The organism is Polyangium spumosum (assembly GCF_009649845.1).
Classification (GTDB): Bacteria; Myxococcota_A; Polyangia; order Polyangiales; family Polyangiaceae; genus Polyangium; species Polyangium spumosum.
Window position 1 is genome coordinate 1,358,662 of record NZ_WJIE01000001.1, and the last position, 21,024, is coordinate 1,379,685.

A 21,024-nucleotide genomic window follows, 5' to 3' on the forward strand; every position below is an offset into this window, starting at 1 on the left:
CATACGCCGGCTGCCTCGGGTACACCTTTGCCCGATGAGCGATTTCCAGTTCCAGGACATGCTCCCCCTCGGCAAGGACGAGACGCCCTACCGGCTCGTCACGAAGGACCACGTCTCCACGATCGAGGCGGCGGGAAGGACGTTCTTGAAGGTCGAGCCGGCGGGCCTCACGCTCCTCGCGCGCGAGGCCATGCGCGACATCGCGCACCTGCTCCGGCCGGGCCACCTCGCCCAGCTCGCGCGGATCCTCGAGGACCCGGAGGCCTCCTCGAACGACCGCTTCGTCGCGATGGAGCTGCTCCGGAACGCGAACATCGCCTCCGGCTTCGTCCTGCCCTCCTGCCAGGACACGGGCACGGCGATCGTGATGGGCAAGAAGGGCCAGCACGTGCTCACGGAGGGCAACGACGAGGCGGCGCTCGCGCGTGGCATCGCCGATACCTACCGCACGACGAACCTGCGTTACTCGCAGCTCGCGCCGCTCGACATGTACCGCGAGGTCAACACGAAGACGAACCTGCCGGCGCAGATCGAGCTCTTCGCGACCGAGGGCGACGCCTACAAGTTCCTGTTCATGGCCAAGGGCGGGGGCTCGGCGAACAAGAGTTACCTCTACCAGGAGACGAAGGCGCTCCTGAACCCGGACAGCCTGCTCGCGTTCGTCGAGCAGAAGATCCGCGCGCTCGGCACGGCCGCTTGCCCGCCCTACCACCTCGCCGTGGTCGTGGGCGGCACCTCGGCCGAGCAGACGCTCAAGGTCGCGAAGCTCGCGTCCGCGCGTTACCTCGACAGCCTGCCCACGGAGGGCAACGAGCTCGGCCGTGGCTTCCGCGACGTGGGCCTCGAGCAGCAGATCCTCGCGATCGCCCAGCGGACGGGCATCGGCGCGCAGTTCGGCGGCAAATACTTCTGCCACGACGTCCGCGTGATTCGCCTGCCGCGCCACGGCGCCTCGTGCCCCGTGGGCATCGCGGTCTCGTGCTCGGCCGACCGGCAGGCGCGGGCGATGATCACGAAGGACGGCATCTTCCTCGAGGCGCTCGAGCGCGACCCGGCGAAGTACCTGCCCGAGACGACGGACGCCGAGCTCGGCGGCGAGGTCGTGCGGATCGACCTGAACCGCCCGATGAGCGAGATCCGGGCCGAGCTCTCGCGGTATCCCATCAAGACGCGCCTCTCGCTCACGGGCCCGATGGTCGTGGCGCGGGACATCGCGCACGCGAAGATCAAGGAGCGGCTCGATCGGGGCGAGGGCATGCCCGGGTACATGAAGGATTTCATGGTGTATTACGCGGGCCCCGCGAAGACGCCGGAGGGGTATGCCTCGGGCTCGTTCGGGCCGACGACCGCGGGCCGCATGGACGCGTACGTCGACCTCTTCCAGGCGAATGGCGGCTCGTACGTGATGCTGGCCAAGGGCAACCGCTCGCGGGCGGTGACGGAGGCCTGCAAGAAACACGGGGGCTTCTATCTCGGCTCGATCGGCGGCCCGGCCGCGCGCCTCGCGAAGGATTGTATCAAGAAGGTCGAGGTGCTCGAATACCCCGAGCTCGGGATGGAGGCCGTCTGGAAGATCGAGGTCGTCGATTTCCCGGCGTTCATCGTGGTCGACGACAAGGGCAGCGATTTCTTCGCGGACATCGAGGGCCCGAAGGGCAAGCGCCTCGACGTCACGAAATAGGCACTCAATCCAGATCGATCCCCTCGACGTGGTACGGCCTGCGCGCGCTCCGCGGCAGGCCCCGCCTCTTCCGCGCCGCGAGGGCGACCGGATCGTCCGCCAAAAACCGCTCGTTCGTCTGCACGGGCAGCGGCCCTCGGCCTTTGTCGACGACGCGCCCCTCGTACCAGCGTCGATAACCGTGCGTGCTCTGCACGCGGAGCCAGGCGAGCCCGACGATCAACGCGGCGGCGACCCAGAGCACGCTCCACACGGAGCTGCCCTGCCCGAGCGCCGTCGCGGCCTCGAAGAGCGGCACGCGCCGGACCCAGATCTCGCCTCTCTGATTCGGCAGCTCGTCGTAATCGTCGTCGTCGACGTCGATGAGGCCTCCCTCCTCGGGCGCCCGTTCGTACGTGACGTGGACGGTGTAATGGTTCTTCTGTTTCCCCTTGCTGGTCGACGTGTACACCCGCTTGCCCTGGTACGTCGCGACCACGTTTTCGCCCAGGAAGAGCCGCGCGCGGTAGGTGAAGAGCGGGGCGTTCATGAAGAGCCCGAGGAGCACCACCCACAGGCACGTCCACTGGAAGGCCCGCGCGCGGAGCTCGTGGCGGCGTGAGAGGCCCTCCGTGGACACGTGCATGCCCTTCTGCGGCGAGGGCCGCATCACCCAGCCCGTCGCGGCGGCCTGGCGATAACCGGCGGCTTGCCCGTCCGCCTCGGGATCGGGCGCCTTGTAGAGCCGCCCCTCCACCACCGCCCACTCCCCCGGCAAGAGCTCGGCGCGTCGCTTGCGCTGCGCCGGCGCGAGCCATTCTTTTTGATCGAGCGTGTCGACGAGCATCACGTCGTCCGGCGGCTCGATCCGGACACGTTCGCCGCCCGGTTGACACAGATAAAAGGGCCGCGCCTCCACCTCGCGGCCCCGCTCCTCCCACGTGTGCGACTTGTTGTTGTTCTTGTCGACCTGCTCCGTGCCCTCCTGGGTGATCGTCACCCGCACGGCCTGCTCCTCGCCTCGCGCGAATTCGACGACCCCGGCGACGAAGCGCGCGCCCTCGAAGAGCGGCGCGTCGGGCTTGACCACGGCGTCCGCCTCGACGGCCGCGCGGCGCGCGCGCCGGAGCTCCCGGAGGCAGAAGGCGAGCGCGAGCAGCAGGAGGACGTCGAGCGCGAAGACCGCGACGTACGACCACGGCGGCTCGATGTGGTTGTCCTCGAAGACCTTGATGATGGATTGCAATGCTTGCTCCGGCGAGGGTCAACGGCAGGCGTCGACGGCGTGGACGATCCGCCCCCAGTCGGCGGCCTGGATCCGATGCCCGTGCCCATTCACGAACGCCGCGTCCTCGTTCACGTTGAGCCAGGCCTTGCCGGCCGTGAAGCGATAGTCACGTTTCTTGTTCACGTAATCGCGATCCGACACCTCGGGCTTGCCGAGGTGGCCCTCGAGGCACGTGGCGAAGGCCTCGCGGCGGCCCGGGAAGGCCTGGGTCCCGCGCAGGTGCGCGGTCGACATCGACCCGCCCTCCTCGTTGCGGAAGGAGAGCGCGACCTCACGCACGAGCGGGTGATCCACGGCGATCGTGACGTCGAGGTGGATGAACGTCTTCGCGATCGCGCCGGGGAACCTGCGGGTCAAGGTCTCGGCGGCCTTGTCGACGGTCGTCGTGGTGTCGAGCGTCGCGAGCGAGCCGAACCGGTGCGGCGCGCCGAGCAGGCGGGCTTCGTCGGAGCTCGGCTCGACCGGGACGTCGAAGACGGCGCCGAGGACGAGCTTCCACAAGGCGACGAGCTGCGCCTTCGCGTGCGGGTTGGGGCTCCTCCCGGGCCCGAGGACCCTTTGCACGGACGCGGCCACGGTGCCGGACCTCGCGTCGACGCTCACGGAGACGAGGCCCGCCCAGTTCCAGTTTCCGTCCTTCAGCCCGCCGTGGAGGCGCCTCCCGAGGGCCTCGCTCACGCGTGGATCCGCGCGCGCGCCGCTGCGCGGGACGAGCGAGAAGCTCTTCGGATACGCGGGCTCCTTTTCATCGAACATGAACGAGACGCTCTGGTACCGATCGTGCCCCAGGGGCACGCTGAGCAGGCTGGAGCCCAGGCTGCTGCCGCCGAGCGCCTTCGCGAGGCTCGCCCGCGGCAGGTCGATCTGCGCGGCCGCGAGGTCGTTCGGCGAGGTGCTCGCCCCGAACGGCCCGCTGCCCGACACGCCGCGCCCGCGGACGTTCACCACGACCGTGACGCCGACGACGAGCACGAGGAAGGCGGCGACGAGGGCCCCGAACACGGACACGCCTGCGTGATAGCTGAGCGGCTTGTTCGACGGCGCCGGGACGTGTGGAGGCGGGACCCATTGCCTCGGCGGGCGGAAATCACGCGGGGTCACGGCCGCGAGGGTCCGGAGGAGGCGGCGCTCGCTGGTGACGCCGCAATAGCGGCACTTCGTGAGCGAAGCGTCCGGCTTCACGTCGAGCGGTGCGCCGCAGTGACGGCATTCGAGGATCATGGGCGGGGGTGAGGATACCGCTCGGGGGGTGGGAGCGGAAGCGGCAAGGTCCGAGCGGGTCCCAGGACACCCCCGATCGATGTGAACATCGTTCAGGTAGGTTCCGGCACATCCCGGATCGATGGGGAACATCGTTCAGGGAGGTTCCGGGACGTCGCCGGTCGATGGGGAACATCGTTCAGGGAGGTTCCGGAACATCCCGGACCGATGTGAACATCGTTCAGGGAGGTTCCGGGACGTCGCGGATCGATGAGGAACATCGTTCGGGCAGGTTCCGGGACCTCCCGGGACGCCGATGTCACGGGCTCCCGCAGAGCTCGTTCGAATCCGCGCTCGTCACGCCGCCTGCCCTGCATTGCGCGCGATAGCAGTACACCGTCGCCGCCGAATACGCGCCGTCGTCGTGTTGCTCCGTCGTGCTGCCCGCGAGCGTGTAGGCGAGCGAGAACGCGCCGCCGTCCTCGTTGCGGAGGAGCAGGATCTTGTCGCAGCCCGACGACGTCCACACGACGTGCAGCGCGTCACCCATCGGGATGAGGTCGACGAGCACGGGCGGGGTCGGCGGGGGTTTCGCGTCATAGTCGCGCGGCCAGACCAACCGGCCCGGCGCCCCCTCGGCGCCCTGCTCGGTATGGCACTTGTTGCAATCCCCGTCCGTCTGGAGCCCGTTCATGGAACGCGCGCGCCCATTCGCGACGAGCCGCGCCGTGTAGGGGACGGGCACGCCCGCCGCGACGGCGCTCGACATGAAATTGCCGGCGGCGTTCGGCGTGAGCGTCATCGTCACCTGGCCCGTCGCGTCGAGGATCTCGACCTTCGCGCCGGCAGGCGGCGGGCTCATGCAGAGGTCCTGCTCGTGGAACGCAGGGAACACCGTCCCCATGAAGAAGTAATTGAAGTCCGACGCCTGGGTCTTGTGACACGCGCGGCACGCGAGGCCCGGGTTCATCTGCGCGGTCGGGGTCGCGCTCGGATCCCAGGTCTCGCCGCTCGCGCAGGTGGTCTCCGCAGGTTTGGCCGGGATGGCCCCGCACGTCCCCGGCGGCATCCCCGCCGCCACCCATTGCTCGAAGATGGCCACCTGGCCCGCGGACGCGGGGGGCTCGGAGGGGGGAGGCATCGGCGCCGCCGCCGATTTCATCCGCTCGAGGCTCCGTTCGCCGACCGTCTTCCCGGAGCTCGGATGCGGCGCGAGGAAATCGTGCCGCGAGAGCAGGGGCGAGGGCGCTCCCGCCGCGACGGGGGAAGCGTGGCAGCTCGAGCAGAGCACCTCGACGACCTCACGCACGTCGCAGGGCAGCTCGTTCGGTCCGAGGTCAGCTCCGGCCCCTCCGCCGCCGTCGCTTTCGTCTTGCACGACGGCGGGGAGAGGTTCGAGGGTGCAGCCCCCGAAGGGCGCCGAGAGAAAGGGCAGCAGGCAAAATGCGAGATTGCGGGTACGCATGGGCCGGGCAGTATCACCCGGCGAGCGACGACCGACCATGCGACGTTCTGTCGCATGGCGTCGCCGCCGACGTCATCGGGGCAGGCTGAGGCCGGGCGGGACGTACTCGCAGGGCAACGCTCCGCTCGGCGGCCTTGCCAGGACGTCCGGCGCGTCGATACACGAGACCCGCGCCGCAGGTGACCCGCCGCCCCCTCCGCCGGCGGAGCTCGAGCTCGAGGAGCTACCGCCGCCGCTGCCGCTCGGCGTGGAGCTCGGCTCGTCGGAGCACCCCCAGAGGCAAGCCGCGGCGATGATCGGGAAGAGCCAATGTTTCATGACGGCTCCTTTCCCGGCTAGTAACGGACCCAGATTTCATCGTTCGCCTTCACCCCGTCCGCCGCGAGCAACGTGACGCCGTCCGTGCCCTGGATGAGCTCGACGGTGTTGTCGTTGAAGCTGTAGGCGTCCGCGCCGCGCCACACGATGAGCGCGTCCTTGAAGAAGACGCCGAGGTCCGCGATGTCGACGGGCACGGTGTATTTGTTCCAGCCCGGGAGGTGATCGGGGACGATGACCTGCGCGGCGGCGGGCTCGCCCATCTCGCCCGGCAGCGCGACCCACTCCGCGTACGAGAGCGTCGCGTCGGCGGCGCGGCAGACCTGATGGACCTTGTAATAAATCGAGGTGAACGGCGCGTTCGGGACCCGCGCGCGGAACGCGAGCTTGTAATAATTCGAGTCGCCGGGCAGGGCGTCCGCGTCGTCCTTCTGCCACGTCACGCTCGTCACGAGCGCGGGATCCACCGGGTCGTACGTGAGCGAGGTCTTGCCGAAATCGCTCCACATCGGGCGCACCGAGGTCATGCCCTTGGGGATGTCGACGGTGATGGCATACGTGTCCGAGCCTTCGCAGCCGTGACCGACGCCGAGCTCGACGACGGTGGTCTTGTTGGCGATGGCCGTCGGGCTCACCGCGCTGATGTGCGCCTCGGCCGCGGCGCTCGTGGCGAGCGCGACCGCGAAGGTCAGGATCGTGATCGGCGTGTGTTTCATATCGTGTACTCCTTCCAGTCCGTGGCCGGTGGGGTACCACGACGAGCCAAAAAGCCCGTGCGTCATGATGTCGCACGGCGGGCGAGCGGCAGCGGCGCGTGGTAATGCCGAGGCAAATGTCTCGAACGTCTTGCGACACGAGCCGCGTGGTGGCGGCGAGCGCGCTCCTCCTTTTCGTCACGGCGAGCTGCACGCGGCGCGACGAGGAGGCCTCGAAGCCGGCGCCACAGGCGACGGCGACACAGGGGAGCGGTGAACGAGGGACGGCGGCCCTCGCCGAGCCGCAGCCCGATTTCATCAAGCATCCCCCGGTCCACTTGAAGCCCGCGTGCGCGAGCTCGAGCGAGAGCACCACGAGCGACGAGGGGCACCGCTGCGTCGCGCTGACCCTGCGCTGTCCCGAGCTCGATCCGGGCGAGTCGGTGTGGCTGGCGACGACGCCGCCCGTGGCGAAGGTCGTGTCGCCGAAGGGAGCGCGGGGGCTACACGTCACCGGCGAGGACGAGGTCTCGGCCAGGGTCTGCTGCAAGAACACGGGCGCCGCGCCGGAGCCCGTCAAGGCGCAGATCAGGCTCTTCACCAATGAGGTGGCGGGCTCGGTCCACACGCTCGACTGCCCTTGATCAAAACAACGTGAGCTGCTTCCGCCGCGGCCCCGCCTTCTCCGCCAGATCCGCTCGATCCTCGGTGACGAGCCGCTCCGCGATCTCGCGCAGGAACGGCGAGGCCTCCGCGGGCACCACCTTGCCGTGGCGCATTCGCTCGCGCGTATACGAAAGGAAGAGCCGCTCTCTCGCGCGCGTCATCCCCACATAAAAGAGCCGCCGCTCCTCGGCCACGTCGGCCTCCTCCTCGCGGCCCTGGAAGCGTAAGGGCAAGAGGCCGTCCTCGCAGCCCACGACGAGCACCACCCGGAACTCGAGGCCCTTCGAGGCGTGCAGCGTGAGCAGCGAGATCCGCTCCGCCCGCGGATCCCACGTGTCCACCTCCACCTCGAGCCCGACCTCCATACGAAATCGCGCGGCGTCCTCGCCCGATCGCGCCGCAATGGCCCGCAGCACCACGAGCGCCGCGTCGACGTCGGCCTCGCCGAACGACGGGCCCGCCTCGCCCTCGCCTCCCTCGGGCCCCGTCGGCGCCGCGACCTCCTCCCGGACCCGCGCCGCGGCCGCCTCGAGCGAAGGACCGAGCGGCGCGCCCGGCGCGAGTGTTGCCAAAAACGATTTCATGATCACCATCGCCGCCGCCCGCTCCAGCACCCGATCGTGCGTGCGCCGCTGGAATGGCATCCCCGCGCGGCGCAGCGCCTCGACGAGCGCCTCGGCCTGCACGTCGGTCCGGTAGAGAATGGCCACCTCGCCGAACGCGTGGCTGCCCTCCCCCTCCCCGGGCCCGACGCGGCCCGTATCCATCGAATGGAGCGACGTCCCGCCGACGAGGCGCTCGATCACGTGCACGACCCACTCCGCCTCGGCGCGCGCCGAGCGCGCCTCGTGGATCACGATGCGGCTGCGATCCTCGATGAGCGGGCGAAGCACGCGCTCGCCGACCGTCGGCGAGGGCGCGATGACGCCGAGCGCGGCGTCCACGATGGTGCGCGTCGAGCGATAGTTCTTCCCGAGGCGCACCACGCTCGCCGCAGGGTAATCAGCCCGGAACCGGAAAAAAAACGAGACGTCCGAGCCGCGGAATCCATAAATGGCCTGGTCCGGGTCGCCGATCGCGCAGACGTTCTGGGCCTCGCCCGCGAGCAGGAGCAAGAGGCGGTATTGCCGCTCGTCCACGTCCTGGAACTCGTCGACCGAGACATGCACGAAGCGCCGGCGCAGAGCATCGAGCACGTCGGGGCGCGCCTCGAGGAGCTCGACGGCGAGCGTGACGAGGTCGTCGAAATCGACGAGGTCGCGCGCGCCGAGCCCCTCCTCGTATGCGGTCCAGGCCCGGTCGAGGTCGGAGCCCGGGGCGAGCTCGTCGGGGAATCGTTCGAGGGCCTCGGCGCGCCGCGCGACGCGCCGCTTCCAGCGCGAGATCGACGCGCAGAGCTGCGCGGCTTTTCGTTCGGTCACGGAGAGCTTCTCCATGAGCAGGCCGATGCGCTCACGCTCGGTCGCGATCCCCAGCTCGGCGCGATCCCCGTATTCACGCAAGATCAGGAGCCCGAGCGCGTGGAACGTCATCGCCGGGACGCGCGCGCCGACGTCGCCGAGCAGGACGACGAGTCGCTCGTGCATCTCGTCGGCCGCGCGGCGCGTGAAGGTGATCGCCAGGATCTGCTCGGGCAGGACGCCCCGATCGTGGACGAGGTGCGCGATTCGATGCGTGAGCGTGCGGGTCTTGCCCGTGCCCGGCCCCGCGACGACGAGCAAAGGCCCCCGCACGACCTCGGCCGCCGCGCGTTGATCGGCGTCGAGGCCGTCGAGCAAGGACCGCGGCCCCTCGGTCGCGGCCGCCGCGTCGAGGCGCGGCGCGAACAGGGAGACGCCGGGCTCGCCGTCCGTGACCTTTTTCTTGCGGACCGGTTTGTCCGCGGGCGCGCGGGGCGCGGGCTTCTTCGGAGGCGGCGCGGAGGGCTCAGGGTCGTCGAAGAGGAGCGCGACCACGAGCCTTCGCGTGATCTCGTCCGGCGAGAAGAGCCGGATCCTGCCGTATTCGCCGTCGTAGCCGGCCTCGCGGATCACCTGCCCCGCGCGCATCCGCGCGATCCCCTCGGAGAGCAAGGACGATCCGGCCCGCGTGATGTCCTCGAGCGGCGCCTCTTCCAGGATGAAGAGCTCGGGCCCGAGCCGTGACAAGAGGCCCCGGTAGCTCTGCTCGACCACCTGGCTCGACGGCCCCACGCGGGCGAGCTCGGCGAGGACCTCCGGCAGCGGCACGACAGAGCGAAAATCGGCGGCGTTCTCGGGGCGATACCCCTCGTCGCGGTCGGCGAGCGTCTCGACGCGGTGCAAGACGCCCACGGTGACGGGGCGCCCGCAGGTCGGGCAGAGCTCGCCGCGGGCGAGCGTCTCCGAGGGCTCGAGGCGCACGCCGCAGGCCCTGTGGCCGTCGAGGTGGTACTTGCCCTCCTCGGGGAAAAACTCGAGCGTCCCGACGAAACCCTCGCCCGTCTCGAGCGCGCGGCGCAGGGAGAAATAATCGACCGGCCCGTCGAAGACCGTGGTCTCGCGCCCGAGCTTCGGCGGCGAGTGGGCGTCCGAGCTCGACACGAGGCGGTAGCGGTCGAGCCGCGAGAGCCGCCAGTTCATGGCCGGATCCGACGACAACCCCGTCTCCAGGGCGAAGACGTGCGGCGCGAGGTCGCCGTAACACTCTTCCACCGCGTCGAACCCCGCCTTCGAGCCGAGCACGGAGAACCAAGGCGTCCAGATGTGCGCCGGGACGAGGAAGCTGCCGGGGCTCGACGCGAGCACCATCTCGAGGAGGTGGCGCGAGTCGAGGCCGAGGATCGGCCGTCCGTCGGCGCTCAGGTTGCCCACGCGGGCGAGGGCCGCGACGAACCGCTCGGCCGCCTCGAAGTCGGGCACGTACACGAGGTGGTGCACCTTCCGGACGCGCTCGCCCTTCTTGTAAATGGTCGAGATCTCGACCGAGAGCATGAACCGCACGGGCCCGCGGCAGGGCCCCTCGAGCCGCGCGTCGACGGCCCGCTCGAGCTCGGGCGTGAGCCGGAAGAGCCCCGGCTCGGCCGGGACGAGCTGCCGCTGGAGCTCCGCCCGCCAGGCCGGATGCGTGAAATCCCCGGTGCCGACGACCGCGATCCCCTTGCGCCGCGCCCACCAGGCGAGGTGGAACAGGTCACAGTCGGAGCTCGTGGCGCGAGAATATCTCGAATGGACATGGAGGTCCGCGTGGTAACGCATGTTTGTCTCTCGGCAACCTCGAAGACGCAACTACCCGAGATCGCGGCGCTCGTCAAGCCGCGGACGAACCAAGCAGGTTTGGCCGGATCTAACCACGTTCTCCGCGGTTGTGGAGGCGCCCTTTCCCTGATACGCACGAAAGCGGCCCGATGCGCGACGACCGATACCACCGCCGCCTCTTCGTGTTCCTCGGCGTCGCGAGCTTCTTCGAGGGGTTCGACACCTTCGCCCTCACCCAGCTCCTGCCCGCCATCCGCGCCGAAATGGGCCTGTCCCCGAGCGGTGCCGGCTGGCTCGTCGGCGTCATCATGGCCGGCTCGATCCTCTCCTACGCGCTCGTCCGGTACGCCGATCGCGCGGGGAGGCGCGGCGTCCTCGCGGTCACGATCCTCGGCTACGCCGTCTGCACCGCGCTCACCGCGCTCTCCCGCGGGCCCTTCACGTTCGGCGCCGCCCAGGTCGCCGCGCGGTTTTTCCTCATCGCCGAGTGGTCGCTCTCCCTCGTCGTCGCCGCCGAGGAGTTCCCCGCCGATCGCCGCGGCCTGTACATCGGCGTGCTGAATGCACTGACCGGCGTCGGCGCCATCGTCTGCGCGGGGATCACGCCCGCCGTGGTCGCCTCGCCGCTCGGCTGGCGTGGCATCTACGTGCTCGGCACGGCGCCGCTCTTCTTGCTCGCCGTCGCCCGCAGATCCCTGCGCGAGACGCGCCGCTTCACCGAGCAGGTCGAGGGCACGAGCCTCGTGAACAGGTCCTTCACGCGGATCCTCGCGCCTCCCCACCGCGACCGCATGCTCCTGCTCGCGGTCATCTGGATGCTCACCTACGCCTGCACCACGAACGCGATCACCTTCTGGAAAGAACACGCGATGGGGGAACGCGCCTACACGGAGGGGCGCGTGGGGCTCTACATCTCCATCGCCGCCATCGCCGGAATGCCGTTCGCATTCGCCGCCGCGAAGCTGCTCGACACCCTCGGGCGGCGCGGCGCCTCGATCCTCATTTACCTCTCGGTCGTGGCCGGCACGCTCGGTTGTTATCTCGCGGGGTCCTCCGCCGTCGTCCTCGTCTCGCTCGTCCTCGCCATGGGCGGCATCACCGCGACGGGCTCCGTGCTCGCCGCCTACAACGCCGAGCTTTTCCCCACGGAGCTGCGCAGCGACGCTTTCGGCTGGTCGAACCACCTCTTCGGCCGCACCGCGCAGGTCGTCACGCCCGTGCTCGTCGGGTACGCCGCCGAATCCGTGGGGTGGGGCAAGGCCGTCGCTTCCACGGTCGTCTTCCCGGCCCTCGCGCTCGCCCTGATCCTCCTCACATTGCCGGAGACGCGGGGTCGCGAGCTGGAAGATATCGCCTGAGGCGCGTGCTATCGTGCACGCATGGCCGAATTCGACGTCCACGCCTACGGTCCGGCCGCGCGGACCTTGGCCGTGGCCCTTCGCCTCGCCGCCCTGCTCAACGTCCTCTACGTGGCCGCCCATATCGTCGGCGATATGGTGACCGGCTCGAAGACCGCGCCGCCGCTCGCCGTCGCCTCCGGTATCGCCCTCTTCTCCGGCGGCCCCCTCCTCGTCGCCTTCCTCCTCGGCAGGGCTCACCGCGGCAAAGCCCAGATCGGGCCCGAGAGGCTCGCCATCGACCTCCGCCGCGAGCGATTCGAGATTCCCATGGCATCCATCGAGGGCGTCCGTCCCTGGCGATTGCCCCTGCCCGGCCCGGGGATCCGGCTCGTGCTCGGCTCGAATCGCTCTTTCCAGCGCCGCCTCGCGCTCCGGGATCCGGCGGGGCTGCTAAAAGCCCTCGGCGAGGTGCTACCGGCGGCCCGCCTCGCGCTCGATCACCCCGCGATCCGCTTCGCCGAGGCGCGGCGCGCGCACGGAAGACGGAGATGGCCCTATTTCGTGGCGAAATACGGGGTCCTCCCGCTGGCCCTGGCGATCGTCCTTTTCCGACTGCACCAGTACATCGTATTTGGTGGCCCCTTCGGGCAATACCACCTCATGGGCCTCGGCCCGTACGTCAGCGCATTCCTCCTGCGGTGGGTGGGCGTGCTCGGCGCGCTCGTCGTGTACGCGGGGCTCGTACGTATCGTCGTGGAGGTGCTCTCGCTCGGCCTCTCGTACCTGCTCCCCGGTCGCGCAAAGGGCGTCCGCCGCGCCGCCGAGATCCTCGCGGACGTCGCCTATTTCATGCTCGTCCCCGGCTACGTCCTCTCGCACCTGCTCGCCTGAGCCGGCCCGCGCGCCACCACGTTTGGCCGAGCAAGAGCGCCACGAGCGCGAGCAACACGGGCGCGCGCAGGTGCCCGAAGGCGACCATCGGCGTCACCACGCGCGCGCCGCGCGGGACCTCGGCGGCGAGCGTGTCCTCCTGGTCGAAGCGCGTCCGCGCGAGGAGCTCCCCGTCGGGCGAGACGATCGCCGAAATGCCGGAGTTCGTCGCGCGGACCTGCGGCAGGCGCGTCTCGATGCTGCGAAACGCGGCCGAGACGAGGTGGAGCCGCGGCGCGCGCCCGTCGGGGAACCACGAGTCGTTCGAGAGCGTCACGATGAGATCGGCCCCCTTCGCCGCGCCCTCGGCGACGAAGCCGGGGAAAAGGACGTCGTAACAGATGAGCGGCAAGGTCTTGATCTCGCCGTGCACGGACGAATTCACCCGCACGACCTGCGCGCCCGGCCCCCGCTTCCAGTGCCCCGCCCAGGGCATCGCGCCGCGCACGGCGGGTGAATCGAGCAGCGGCGGGACCCACTCGGTGAGCGGAAAGAGCATCCGCTTGCGGTACGAGGCGCGCGCCACTTTGCCGTTCGGATCGTTCGTCAGGAAGAACGCCGCGTTGTACTCGTCGTCTCCTTCGGCCTCGTAGGCCCCGAAGACGAGCGGGACGCCCGTCTTCGCCACGTACACGCCGATCTCCTCGTCGAAGGCCGCGCCCGCCTCGCTCTTCGGCGCGCCGAACGTCGTCGGGTAGACGGTCTCGGGCCAGACGAGGAGGTCGAGGGGCTTCCGCGCGCGAATGCCGTCCGAGAGCTTGAAATGTGCATCGAGGATCGTGCGGACGGTCTCGAAGGCGCCCTTCTCGGCGCGGAGTTTGTCGTAACTCGTGATGTTCGCCTGGACGATGCCGACCGTGATCGCGGCCCCCCCGTTCGCGGCGGCGAGCGCGGCGAGCCGCGCGCGGCCATGACCGAACCAGGCGAGTACGGCGAGCAGCACGAGCGCCGCCGGCAGGGCCGGATGATCGGCGCCCCGGGCCTTCGGGGCCCGCGCGAGGCGCACGATCGAATGGGTGAGGCCCTCGTTCACGAGGAGCAAGACGAACGAGAGGCCGTGTACGCCGACGAGCTCGGCTCCTTGACGAAAAGCGGCCGAGGGATGGAGGCCAAGCGCCACGGTGTCGAAAAAGAGCTTGGGGAAGACGAGCTCGACGCCGACGTACGCCGCGGAGGCGGCGATCGCGGCCCGGAGCGTGGTATGGGCCTGGTCGGCGCGACGCACGGCGAGGCGCACGAGGGCAAACGCCAGAAACTGCGGCTGGAGCAGGGGCGCGAGGAGCAAAAAGAGAGGCCAGACGAGGTCGGGCGAGGCGCCCGCATACGAGGCCGCTGCCTCGGGGAACCAGGGAAAGACGAGCGCCACGGAGAAGACGCTCATCAGGGCGCCGGAGAGCAGCGCGTCACGGCGGCGCTCGACGCGTTCCATCGTGAGGAGCCAGGGCACGAACACGAAAAAACATGCGAGATACGACGAGGGCGTCGTGCGGCTGCAAATCGAGAGCAGATACGCCGAGGCGAACGCGCCGAGCGAGAGGATCAACAATCGATCACGGAGGCGCTTCGTTTTCCAGACCCGGCGCAGGCGCTTCGTGAGGGCGACGGCGCTCATGGCTCCTCCCCGTCCGCGTTTTTTTCCTCCTCGACGTCGGTTTGTCCGGGATCGGCGTTCGAGGCGGGGCCCTGTTCGTCGCGGTCCGCGTACGCGTCCTCGGGGACCTCGAGCGTGGCGAGGGGCAACCCTTCCGGAGCCATGTCCGGCGGGACGACCCGATCGGGCGGGAGCGGGATCGGCTGGCCCTTCTCGTCGACGAGCTCGTAATCGGGGTGGTAGAGCAAGATGGGCTCGAGCATCCGGCCCTTGTCGGTGGCCTGGTAATGACGCACGTAGCCGGGCGGCAGCGAAAAATCTTCGGGGACGACGAGGCCCTGCTTGATCTTCTTCGTGCCGGGCAAGGGAAACGCGTGAATGCCCGTCTTGCCTCTCGGCGCGCCCTCCTCGCCGACCTCGTCGGGATCATCGTCCGGTTCGTCCGGAGGCACCTCGGCCTCCGGATCCGGCTCGTCAGCCCCGATCGCGCGTGTATTCGGCGCGCTCGGGGCCTCCGGGGAAGGTCGCGCCGCGATGAGCCGGAGCATCGGAGCGCCCTTGGGGCGCGCCGGCGCGCGCGCCTCCACGGTTTGTCCAGGCTTCGGCCCCGAGGCCACCTCCGCGGGCGAGGGCTCGCGCCATTTCCACGACAGAAACGCGAGGATCCCCGCGGCGACGAGGCCGAGGCCGATCGGCCCCCCGGGGAGACGGCCCCGCCGGTGCTCGACATGGACGACGCCGTCCCGGTCGACGGAGCGCCGTACGGATCCACGCGAGCGCTCGGCAGGGCGTCTCTTCACCATGGGACGATCAGGGCGTGAGCGGGTTGAAGAGCGAATGCGCCCAGCCGGCGCGCTCGTGGCCGTACCTGTTCCAGATCGGGTTCTTCCCGCCCACGATCTGGCTGCCCGAATACTCCGGCGCGCCCGAGCCCGTGCCCGTGCCGCCGAAGAGGCCCACGTAAATGGTGCTGCCATAATACGTGGGGTGCGTGTTGTCGGAGAGGATGTAGTCGTAGCTCGTGCTCGCGTTCGCGAAATGGGTGTTCGCGTCCCGGATCGTGCCGCGCAGCGTGCTCGTGATACGCGTCACGTAGGCGTCCTCGGTCTCGCCCGGGATGTAACGGAGCCCGTCGGCGTCGATCTTTCCGTCACCATTCGAATCGTAGTCGGCGCCCATGTACTCCGCGAACGCGTCGACGCAGTCGAACCCGTACTGGGCCGCGAACTTGCAGGCCCGGTAATTGCTGCGGGCCAGGCGCGGGAACATGGCGTTTTGTTTGTTGATCTTCTGCCCCGTCGACGCGTCCGTGCAGCTCGAGAGCCCGTCGTCGGCTGCGTAGCCGGGGTAGTAGAGGTTCATGATCATCTTCTTCTTCGTCGCGGCGTTCGCGTTCGTGTTGATGAACTGCATCGCGAGCTCCTGGTACTTCGTGCAGTTCGCGAGCGCCGTGTCGAGGACGCCGTAGTTGCAGGTGCCGCTCTGGCCGGCGAAGCTGTCGCGCGCCTGGAGGAAGTCGTTGCCGCACATCTCGAAGGTGACGACACGCGTGTTCGTCGACTGCATGTACGACTTCTCCTTGACGATCTTGTTGTTGTAGATGTCGTCCGCCTTCGCGCCGGACTTCGTGCGCCGGACGACCTCGATGTCGCTGTTCCAGCTATTCGAGAGATATTCACCCTGGACCCAGGTGGCGGCGCGCTTGTCGACGTTGGACAAGCTACCATTGTACCCGGCGAAGATGGAGTCGCCGTACGCAACGACGCGATATTTTGCCGTCGTACCCGATCGGTCGATCGTCCACGAGCTGTTCTGCGTCAATGTATTGGCCAACGCTTCGCGGCCCCCCAGCAGGATCCCGAGCGAAAGAACGGCCTGACCGAGGCGCAGGGCCGCGGATTGGGACATGGTGCGCATGACGTGCCTCTCCTCGACGATCGAGCGCGATCGTCGTCATGACGTGAATCGTAAGCATCGGCGCGTGGGCAACGGAAACCACGGGCCGCCGGCCATTGAATCGTCGAATGCGACGATTGTCAATCGGCACGATTCCGTATGCTGTCCGTGGAATGTCGCGCGACCACCGGAAGCAGGCACGACGCATCGCGAAATGGTGAGGTGGCCTTTTGCTGCTACACTCGACGTCGTGCCCGATCCCTCGTCCGAGCGCTCGCCCCATCCGCTGAAGAAGGTCCTGGGCTCCCTGCTCGCCCCGTCTCGGATGCTCGCCTACGTCGTGGCCGCCACGCTCGCCGTCGCGCTCGTCGTCCTCCTGCCGAGGTTGCTCTCGCCGCCGCCGGATCACGTGATCACGGAGCGCCCGACGCCGTCGTTGCTGCTCGCCATCCGCGAGGTGTCGCGGCTGGAGACGGCCGAGGTGCACGTGGAGAAGGTCGTCGACCTGACGGATCGGCAAAGCGCGTTCTTCGGGCTCGTGGAGGCCAAAGACGCGCTGCTCCTCGTGGCCGTCGGGCGCGCGGTCGTCGGGGTGGATCTCGGAAAGATGCGCGAAGAGGACGTGGCGTTCGACCCGAAGACCGGGGTCGCGCGGCTCGATCTGCCCGAGCCCGAGGTGCTGTCGGCGATGCTCGACGAGGACGGGACGTACGTGTTCGCGCGCTCGACGGACCTGCTCGCGAAGCGGAACGAGCAGCTCGAGGCGAACGCCCGCAGGCAAGCGCAACGCGCGATCGAGGCGGCCGCGCGGACGCCGGACGTGATGCGCCGAGCGCGGGCGCAAGCGGAGAAGCAGCTCACGGCGCTGGCGAGGGCGCTCGGCGCGAAGCAGGTCGAGGTGCGGTTCGTCGCGCGTTAGCCCGGACGTCGCCCCACGTAGGCCCGCGCGCGCACGACCCCGCGCTCGTGGAGCGGGAGGATCGAGGGCGAGAAGCCGGCCTTGCGTAGCTCGGCGAGGAAGGCATCGGCCGGATAACCGCTCCACACGGCGTACGTGCCGCCCGGGCGGAGCGCCTCGTAGGCGGCGCGGAGGCCCGCCTGCGTGTAGAGGCGCGCGTTCGTCCGGAAGGACGCCCAGCCCGGGCCGTTGTCGACGTCGAGCAGGATGGCGTCGAGCCCCGAACGACGGCCGATCTCCTCGGAGACGTCACCCTGCACGAGCTCGACGCGCGGATCGTCGAGCACGCCCGGGGCCACGTGCGAGAGCTCGCCGCGGACGATCTCCACCACGGCGCGGAGCTTCTCCACGATGACGACACGCGCCTCGGGCCCCAGGGCCGCCAGCGCGGCGGCGAGGGTCGCGCCGAACCCGAGCCCGCCGATCAGGACCGTGGGCGCGAGGCCCGCCCCGAGGGAGCCGGCGAGGGCGCCGAACGCCCGCTCGGTTTCGAGGGCTTTGCTGGAAAGGATGGGAGTTTGGCCGAGCAGGAGCTCGTGATGTGTGCCGAGATCACGGAGCACGAGCCGCTGACCGGCCTCTTCGAGGACACGAACGACGACAGCCACCGCCGGAGTCTACCCCGGCCCCGACAATTTCCCGTACACTCGCGCCGCAATGGTCGAAGAAGTGAAGGCAGGCGCGAACGCCGCGCCCTCCGCGGAGCCGACGAGCGGGGCGCAGAAGCCAGGGGGGTCGGTGAAGGACGCCGGAAGCGAGGCGAAGGTCTCCATCGGCGTGCTGAAGGAGATCGAGCCACGCGAGCGGCGCGTCGCGGCCACACCGGCGTCCGTCGGGAGGCTCGTGAAGATGGGCTGCGAGGTGATCGTCGAGAGCGGCGCGGGCGCCGCCGCGGGCTTCGAGGACGCGGCCTACGCAGAGGCGGGCGCGCGGATCGCGCCGAAGGCGGCCGACGTGCTGCGCGAGGCCGACGTGATCACGAAGGTCCGCCCGCCGGCCGCGCACCCGGAGACGGGCGAGCACGAGGCAGATCTGTTCCGGCCCGGCCAGAAGCTCATCTCGTTCCTCTGGCCCGCGCAGAACAAGGAGCTCGTCGAGCGGCTCGGCAAGCGCAAGGCGACGGTGCTCGCGATGGACGCCGTCCCGCGCATCACGCGCGCGCAGAAGCTCGACGCGCTCAGCGCGACGGCGAACGTGAACGGCTACCGGGCCGTGATCGAGGCCGCGTCGCACTACGGGCGCCTGCTCGGCGGGCAGGTGACGGCCGCGGGGCGCATCAAGCCCGCGCAGGTCTTCATCATCGGCGCGGGCGTCGCGGGGCTCGCGGCGATCGGCGCCGCGCGCGCGCTCGGCGCGATGGTGAAGGCCTTCGACACGCGCCCCGTCGTGCGCGAGCAGGTCACGAGCATGGGCGCCGAGTTCGTCCCCTTCGAGTTCGACGGCGAGACGGGCGAAGGCCAGGGCGGCTACGCGAAGGAGGTGAGCGACGCGTACCTCGCGGCCGAGCAGCAGCTCATCGCCGAGCACTGCAGGACGAGCGACATCGTCATCACGACCGCGCTGATCCCCGGGAAGAAGGCGCCGGAGCTCATCACGTCGGGCGCGGTCGTCGGCATGCACCGCGGCTCGGTGATCGTGGACCTCGCGGCCGAGCAAGGCGGCAACTGCGCGCTCACCGAGCGGGATCGCACGGTGGAGCGGTACGGCGTGACGATCGTGGGCCACACCGATCTCACGAGCCGGATGGCCCTGCAGGCGAGCGAGCTCTACGCGATGACGATCGTCAACTTGCTCGACGAGATCATGGGCAAGAAGAAGACGTGGGAGCTCAACCTCGAGGACGAGATCCAGCGCGGGATGCTGGTCCTGCTCGAGGGTGAGCTCAAGTGGCCGCCGCCGCGGCCCGAGATCCGGGGCGGCGCGCCCGCGCCCGCGGCGCAAAAACCGCCCGCGCATCACCCGAAGCCGGAGGTCCCCGAGAGCCCGTGGCCCGCGCGGATCGGCACGGTCCTCGCGCTCGTGTTCCTCACGCCCGTTGGCCTCTTCGGCAGCCAGGAGCTCGTGCAACACCTGACGGTCTTCCTGCTCGCGTGTGTCGTCGGCTGGCACCTCGTCTGGAACGTCACGCCCGCGCTCCACACGCCGCTGATGAGCGTCACCAACGCGATCAGCGGCATCATCCTGATCGGCGGCATGTTGCTCGCGGCGAACGTCGGCGGCGGCGGCGCGCCCGTCGCGGCCCTGCTCGGGGCCGTCGCGGTCCTGCTCGCGTCGATCAACGTGGCCGGTGGTTTCCTCGTGACGCAGCGGATGCTGCGCATGTTCCGCAAGTGAGAGGCCGATGCGTATCACCCTCGTGAACGTCGCTTACCTCGTCGCGAGCCTGCTGTTCGTGATGTCCCTCCGCGGGCTCAGCGCGCAGCAGACGGCTCGCCGCGGCAACCTCCTCGGCACGCTCGGCATGTTGCTCGCGGTCGCCGTCACGCTCGGCGCCGTCGTGGCGCCCGAGAACACGAGCCTCGCAGCGGGCCCCTCGGATCTCGGCCTGCTCGGCGGGGCGATCGGCGTGGGCGCCGTGATCGGCGCGGTGCTCGCGGCGCGCGTCGCCATGACGAGCATGCCCGAGCTCGTGGCCGTCCTGCACAGCTTCGTCGGCGCGGCCGCGGCGCTCGTCGGCATCGCGAGCGAGATGAACGGCGTGCGCGAAGGTGGAGCGCCGGACGTCGCGCACCACGTGGAGATCCACGCGGGCGTGTTCATCGGCGCGATCACCTTCACCGGCTCGGTCATCGCGTTCCTCAAGCTGCGCGGCACGCTCGGCTCGAAGCCGCTCGTGATCCCGGGCCGGCACGCGCTGAACGCGGCGATGGTCTTCGCCTGTGTCTTCCTCGCGGTCGCGGCCTTCCGCGGCGGCGCGGACGTGCGCGTGCCCTACCTGCTCGTCTCCACGGGCGTCGCGAGCGTGCTCGGCGCGCACCTCGTGCTCGCGATCGGCGGCGGCGACATGCCCGTCGTCGTCTCGCTCCTGAACAGCTACTCGGGCTGGGCGGCGTCCGCGGCGGGCTTCATGCTCGGCAACGACCTGCTCATCGTGACCGGCGCGCTCGTCGGCAGCTCCGGCGCGATCCTGAGCTTCATCATGTGCAAGGCCATGAACCGCTCCATCTGGAACGTGGTCTTCGCGGGCTTCGGCGAGCAGGGCGGCGCGGTGCCCGCGGCGAAGAAGGGCGAGCCTGCCAAGAAGGTGAACGAGACGAACATCGACGGCGCGGCCGATCTCCTGCTCGGCGCGAAGAACGTGATCGTCGTGCCGGGTTACGGCATGGCCGTCGCGCAGGCGCAACACGCGGTCAAGGAGATCACGACGCTGCTCGAGCAGCGCGGCACGAAGGCGCGCTACGCCATCCACCCCGTCGCGGGCCGCCTGCCCGGGCACATGAACGTGCTGCTCGCCGAGGCCAACGTCTCCTACGAGGCCGTCAAGGAGATGGAGGAGATCAACGAGGACTTCGAGCAGACCGACGTCGTCGTCGTCATCGGCGCGAACGACATCGTCAACCCGAGCGCGCTCGATGATCCCGCGAGCCCGATCTACGGCATGCCCGTGCTCGAGGTGTGGAAGGCCGGGCGCGTGATCATGCTGAAGCGCGGCATGGCCGCGGGGTACGCGGGCGTCGACAACCCGCTCTGCTACCTCGACAACACGCTCATGCTCTTCGGCGACGCGAAGGCGAGCGTGCAGAAGCTGCTCTCCGCGCTCTCCTCCCGCGCGGAACAACAAGCGGCCTGAGCACGGCCGCGC

17 protein-coding genes are annotated in these 21,024 nt (G+C 69.7%); 7 read left to right on the forward strand and 10 right to left on the reverse strand.

The window, feature by feature from the left end; translation table 11 throughout:
• Positions 1–34 precede the first annotated feature (34 nt).
• On the forward strand, positions 35–1,681 hold the full coding sequence (locus GF068_RS05660; RefSeq protein ID WP_153818202.1) for a fumarate hydratase: 1,647 nt from the start codon (positions 35–37) through the stop codon (positions 1,679–1,681).
• Positions 1,682–1,685: 4 nt separating this feature from the next.
• On the opposite strand, the gene GF068_RS05665 is transcribed toward GF068_RS05660, so the two are convergent.
• The 5 genes from GF068_RS05665 to GF068_RS05685 form a co-directional block, all read right to left on the reverse strand.
• Positions 1,686–2,906 (reverse strand): hypothetical protein, encoded by a 1,221-nt coding sequence (locus tag GF068_RS05665; RefSeq protein WP_153818203.1) that lies wholly within the window; start codon positions 2,904–2,906, stop codon positions 1,686–1,688.
• 18 nt (positions 2,907–2,924) lie between these two features.
• The gene (locus GF068_RS05670; RefSeq protein WP_153818204.1) at positions 2,925–4,169 is read right to left on the reverse strand and encodes a hypothetical protein; all 1,245 of its coding nucleotides are present in this window, start codon (positions 4,167–4,169) and stop codon (positions 2,925–2,927) included.
• 298 nt (positions 4,170–4,467) lie between these two features.
• Positions 4,468–5,613, reverse strand: coding sequence for a hypothetical protein (locus GF068_RS05675; RefSeq protein ID WP_153818205.1), 1,146 nt, complete (start codon positions 5,611–5,613; stop codon positions 4,468–4,470).
• Positions 5,614–5,685: 72 nt separating this feature from the next.
• Entirely contained in the window at positions 5,686–5,931 is a 246-nt protein-coding gene (locus GF068_RS05680) for a hypothetical protein (RefSeq protein WP_153818206.1), read from the reverse strand.
• Positions 5,932–5,948: 17 nt separating this feature from the next.
• Positions 5,949–6,647 (reverse strand): DUF1775 domain-containing protein, encoded by a 699-nt coding sequence (locus GF068_RS05685; protein ID WP_170319316.1) that lies wholly within the window; start codon positions 6,645–6,647, stop codon positions 5,949–5,951.
• A gap of 116 nt (positions 6,648–6,763) precedes the next feature.
• On the opposite strand from GF068_RS05685, the gene GF068_RS05690 reads away from it, so the two are divergent.
• Positions 6,764–7,270, forward strand: a complete 507-nt coding sequence (locus GF068_RS05690) for a hypothetical protein (RefSeq protein WP_153818208.1) — start codon at positions 6,764–6,766, stop codon at positions 7,268–7,270.
• Here GF068_RS05690 and GF068_RS05695 read toward each other — a convergent pair whose 3' ends face one another.
• Positions 7,271–10,507 carry a UvrD-helicase domain-containing protein gene (locus GF068_RS05695; RefSeq protein ID WP_153818209.1) on the reverse strand — a complete coding sequence of 1,079 codons (3,237 nt, stop codon included), beginning with the start codon at positions 10,505–10,507 and terminating at the stop codon, positions 7,271–7,273.
• Between the two features lie 149 nt (positions 10,508–10,656).
• Between GF068_RS05695 and GF068_RS05700 the strand changes: the two genes are divergently transcribed.
• Together GF068_RS05700 and GF068_RS05705 are read left to right on the forward strand one after the other, a co-directional pair.
• Positions 10,657–11,865 carry an MFS transporter gene (locus GF068_RS05700; RefSeq protein WP_153818210.1) on the forward strand — a complete coding sequence of 403 codons (1,209 nt, stop codon included), beginning with the start codon at positions 10,657–10,659 and terminating at the stop codon, positions 11,863–11,865.
• A 21-nt stretch (positions 11,866–11,886) separates the two neighbouring features.
• On the forward strand, positions 11,887–12,738 hold the full coding sequence (locus tag GF068_RS05705) for a hypothetical protein (RefSeq protein WP_153818211.1): 852 nt from the start codon (positions 11,887–11,889) through the stop codon (positions 12,736–12,738).
• Here GF068_RS05705 and lnt read toward each other — a convergent pair.
• Genes lnt through GF068_RS05720 form a run of 3 tightly spaced genes read right to left on the reverse strand, consistent with a single transcriptional unit; the run spans position 12,695 to position 16,285 of the window.
• Complete coding sequence (gene lnt, locus GF068_RS05710; RefSeq protein WP_153818212.1) at positions 12,695–14,389, reverse strand: apolipoprotein N-acyltransferase; 1,695 nt, start codon at positions 14,387–14,389, stop codon at positions 12,695–12,697. The genes GF068_RS05705 and lnt overlap by 44 nt on opposite strands.
• Complete coding sequence (locus GF068_RS05715; protein WP_153818213.1) at positions 14,386–15,171, reverse strand: hypothetical protein; 786 nt, start codon at positions 15,169–15,171, stop codon at positions 14,386–14,388. The genes lnt and GF068_RS05715 overlap by 4 nt, the downstream gene beginning before the upstream one ends.
• A 7-nt stretch (positions 15,172–15,178) precedes the next feature.
• On the reverse strand, positions 15,179–16,285 hold the full coding sequence (locus GF068_RS05720; protein ID WP_275939083.1) for an SGNH/GDSL hydrolase family protein: 1,107 nt from the start codon (positions 16,283–16,285) through the stop codon (positions 15,179–15,181).
• Positions 16,286–16,514: 229 nt separating this feature from the next.
• Here GF068_RS05720 and GF068_RS05725 point away from each other — a divergent pair, with 229 nt between their 5' ends.
• Positions 16,515–17,183 carry a DUF4230 domain-containing protein gene (locus GF068_RS05725; RefSeq protein WP_338046241.1) on the forward strand — a complete coding sequence of 223 codons (669 nt, stop codon included), beginning with the start codon at positions 16,515–16,517 and terminating at the stop codon, positions 17,181–17,183.
• Here GF068_RS05725 and GF068_RS05730 read toward each other — a convergent pair.
• Positions 17,180–17,830: a polyamine aminopropyltransferase gene (locus tag GF068_RS05730; protein ID WP_153818214.1), complete on the reverse strand. Its 651-nt coding sequence runs from the start codon at positions 17,828–17,830 to the stop codon at positions 17,180–17,182. The two genes, GF068_RS05725 and GF068_RS05730, sit on opposite strands and share 4 nt — an antisense overlap.
• A 49-nt stretch (positions 17,831–17,879) precedes the next feature.
• On the opposite strand from GF068_RS05730, the gene GF068_RS05735 reads away from it, so the two are divergent.
• On the forward strand, positions 17,880–19,556 hold the full coding sequence (locus tag GF068_RS05735) for a Re/Si-specific NAD(P)(+) transhydrogenase subunit alpha (protein ID WP_153818215.1): 1,677 nt from the start codon (positions 17,880–17,882) through the stop codon (positions 19,554–19,556).
• 7 nt (positions 19,557–19,563) lie between these two features.
• Positions 19,564–21,012 carry an NAD(P)(+) transhydrogenase (Re/Si-specific) subunit beta gene (locus GF068_RS05740; protein WP_153818216.1) on the forward strand — a complete coding sequence of 483 codons (1,449 nt, stop codon included), beginning with the start codon at positions 19,564–19,566 and terminating at the stop codon, positions 21,010–21,012.
• The last annotated feature ends 12 nt before the right edge of the window (positions 21,013–21,024 follow it).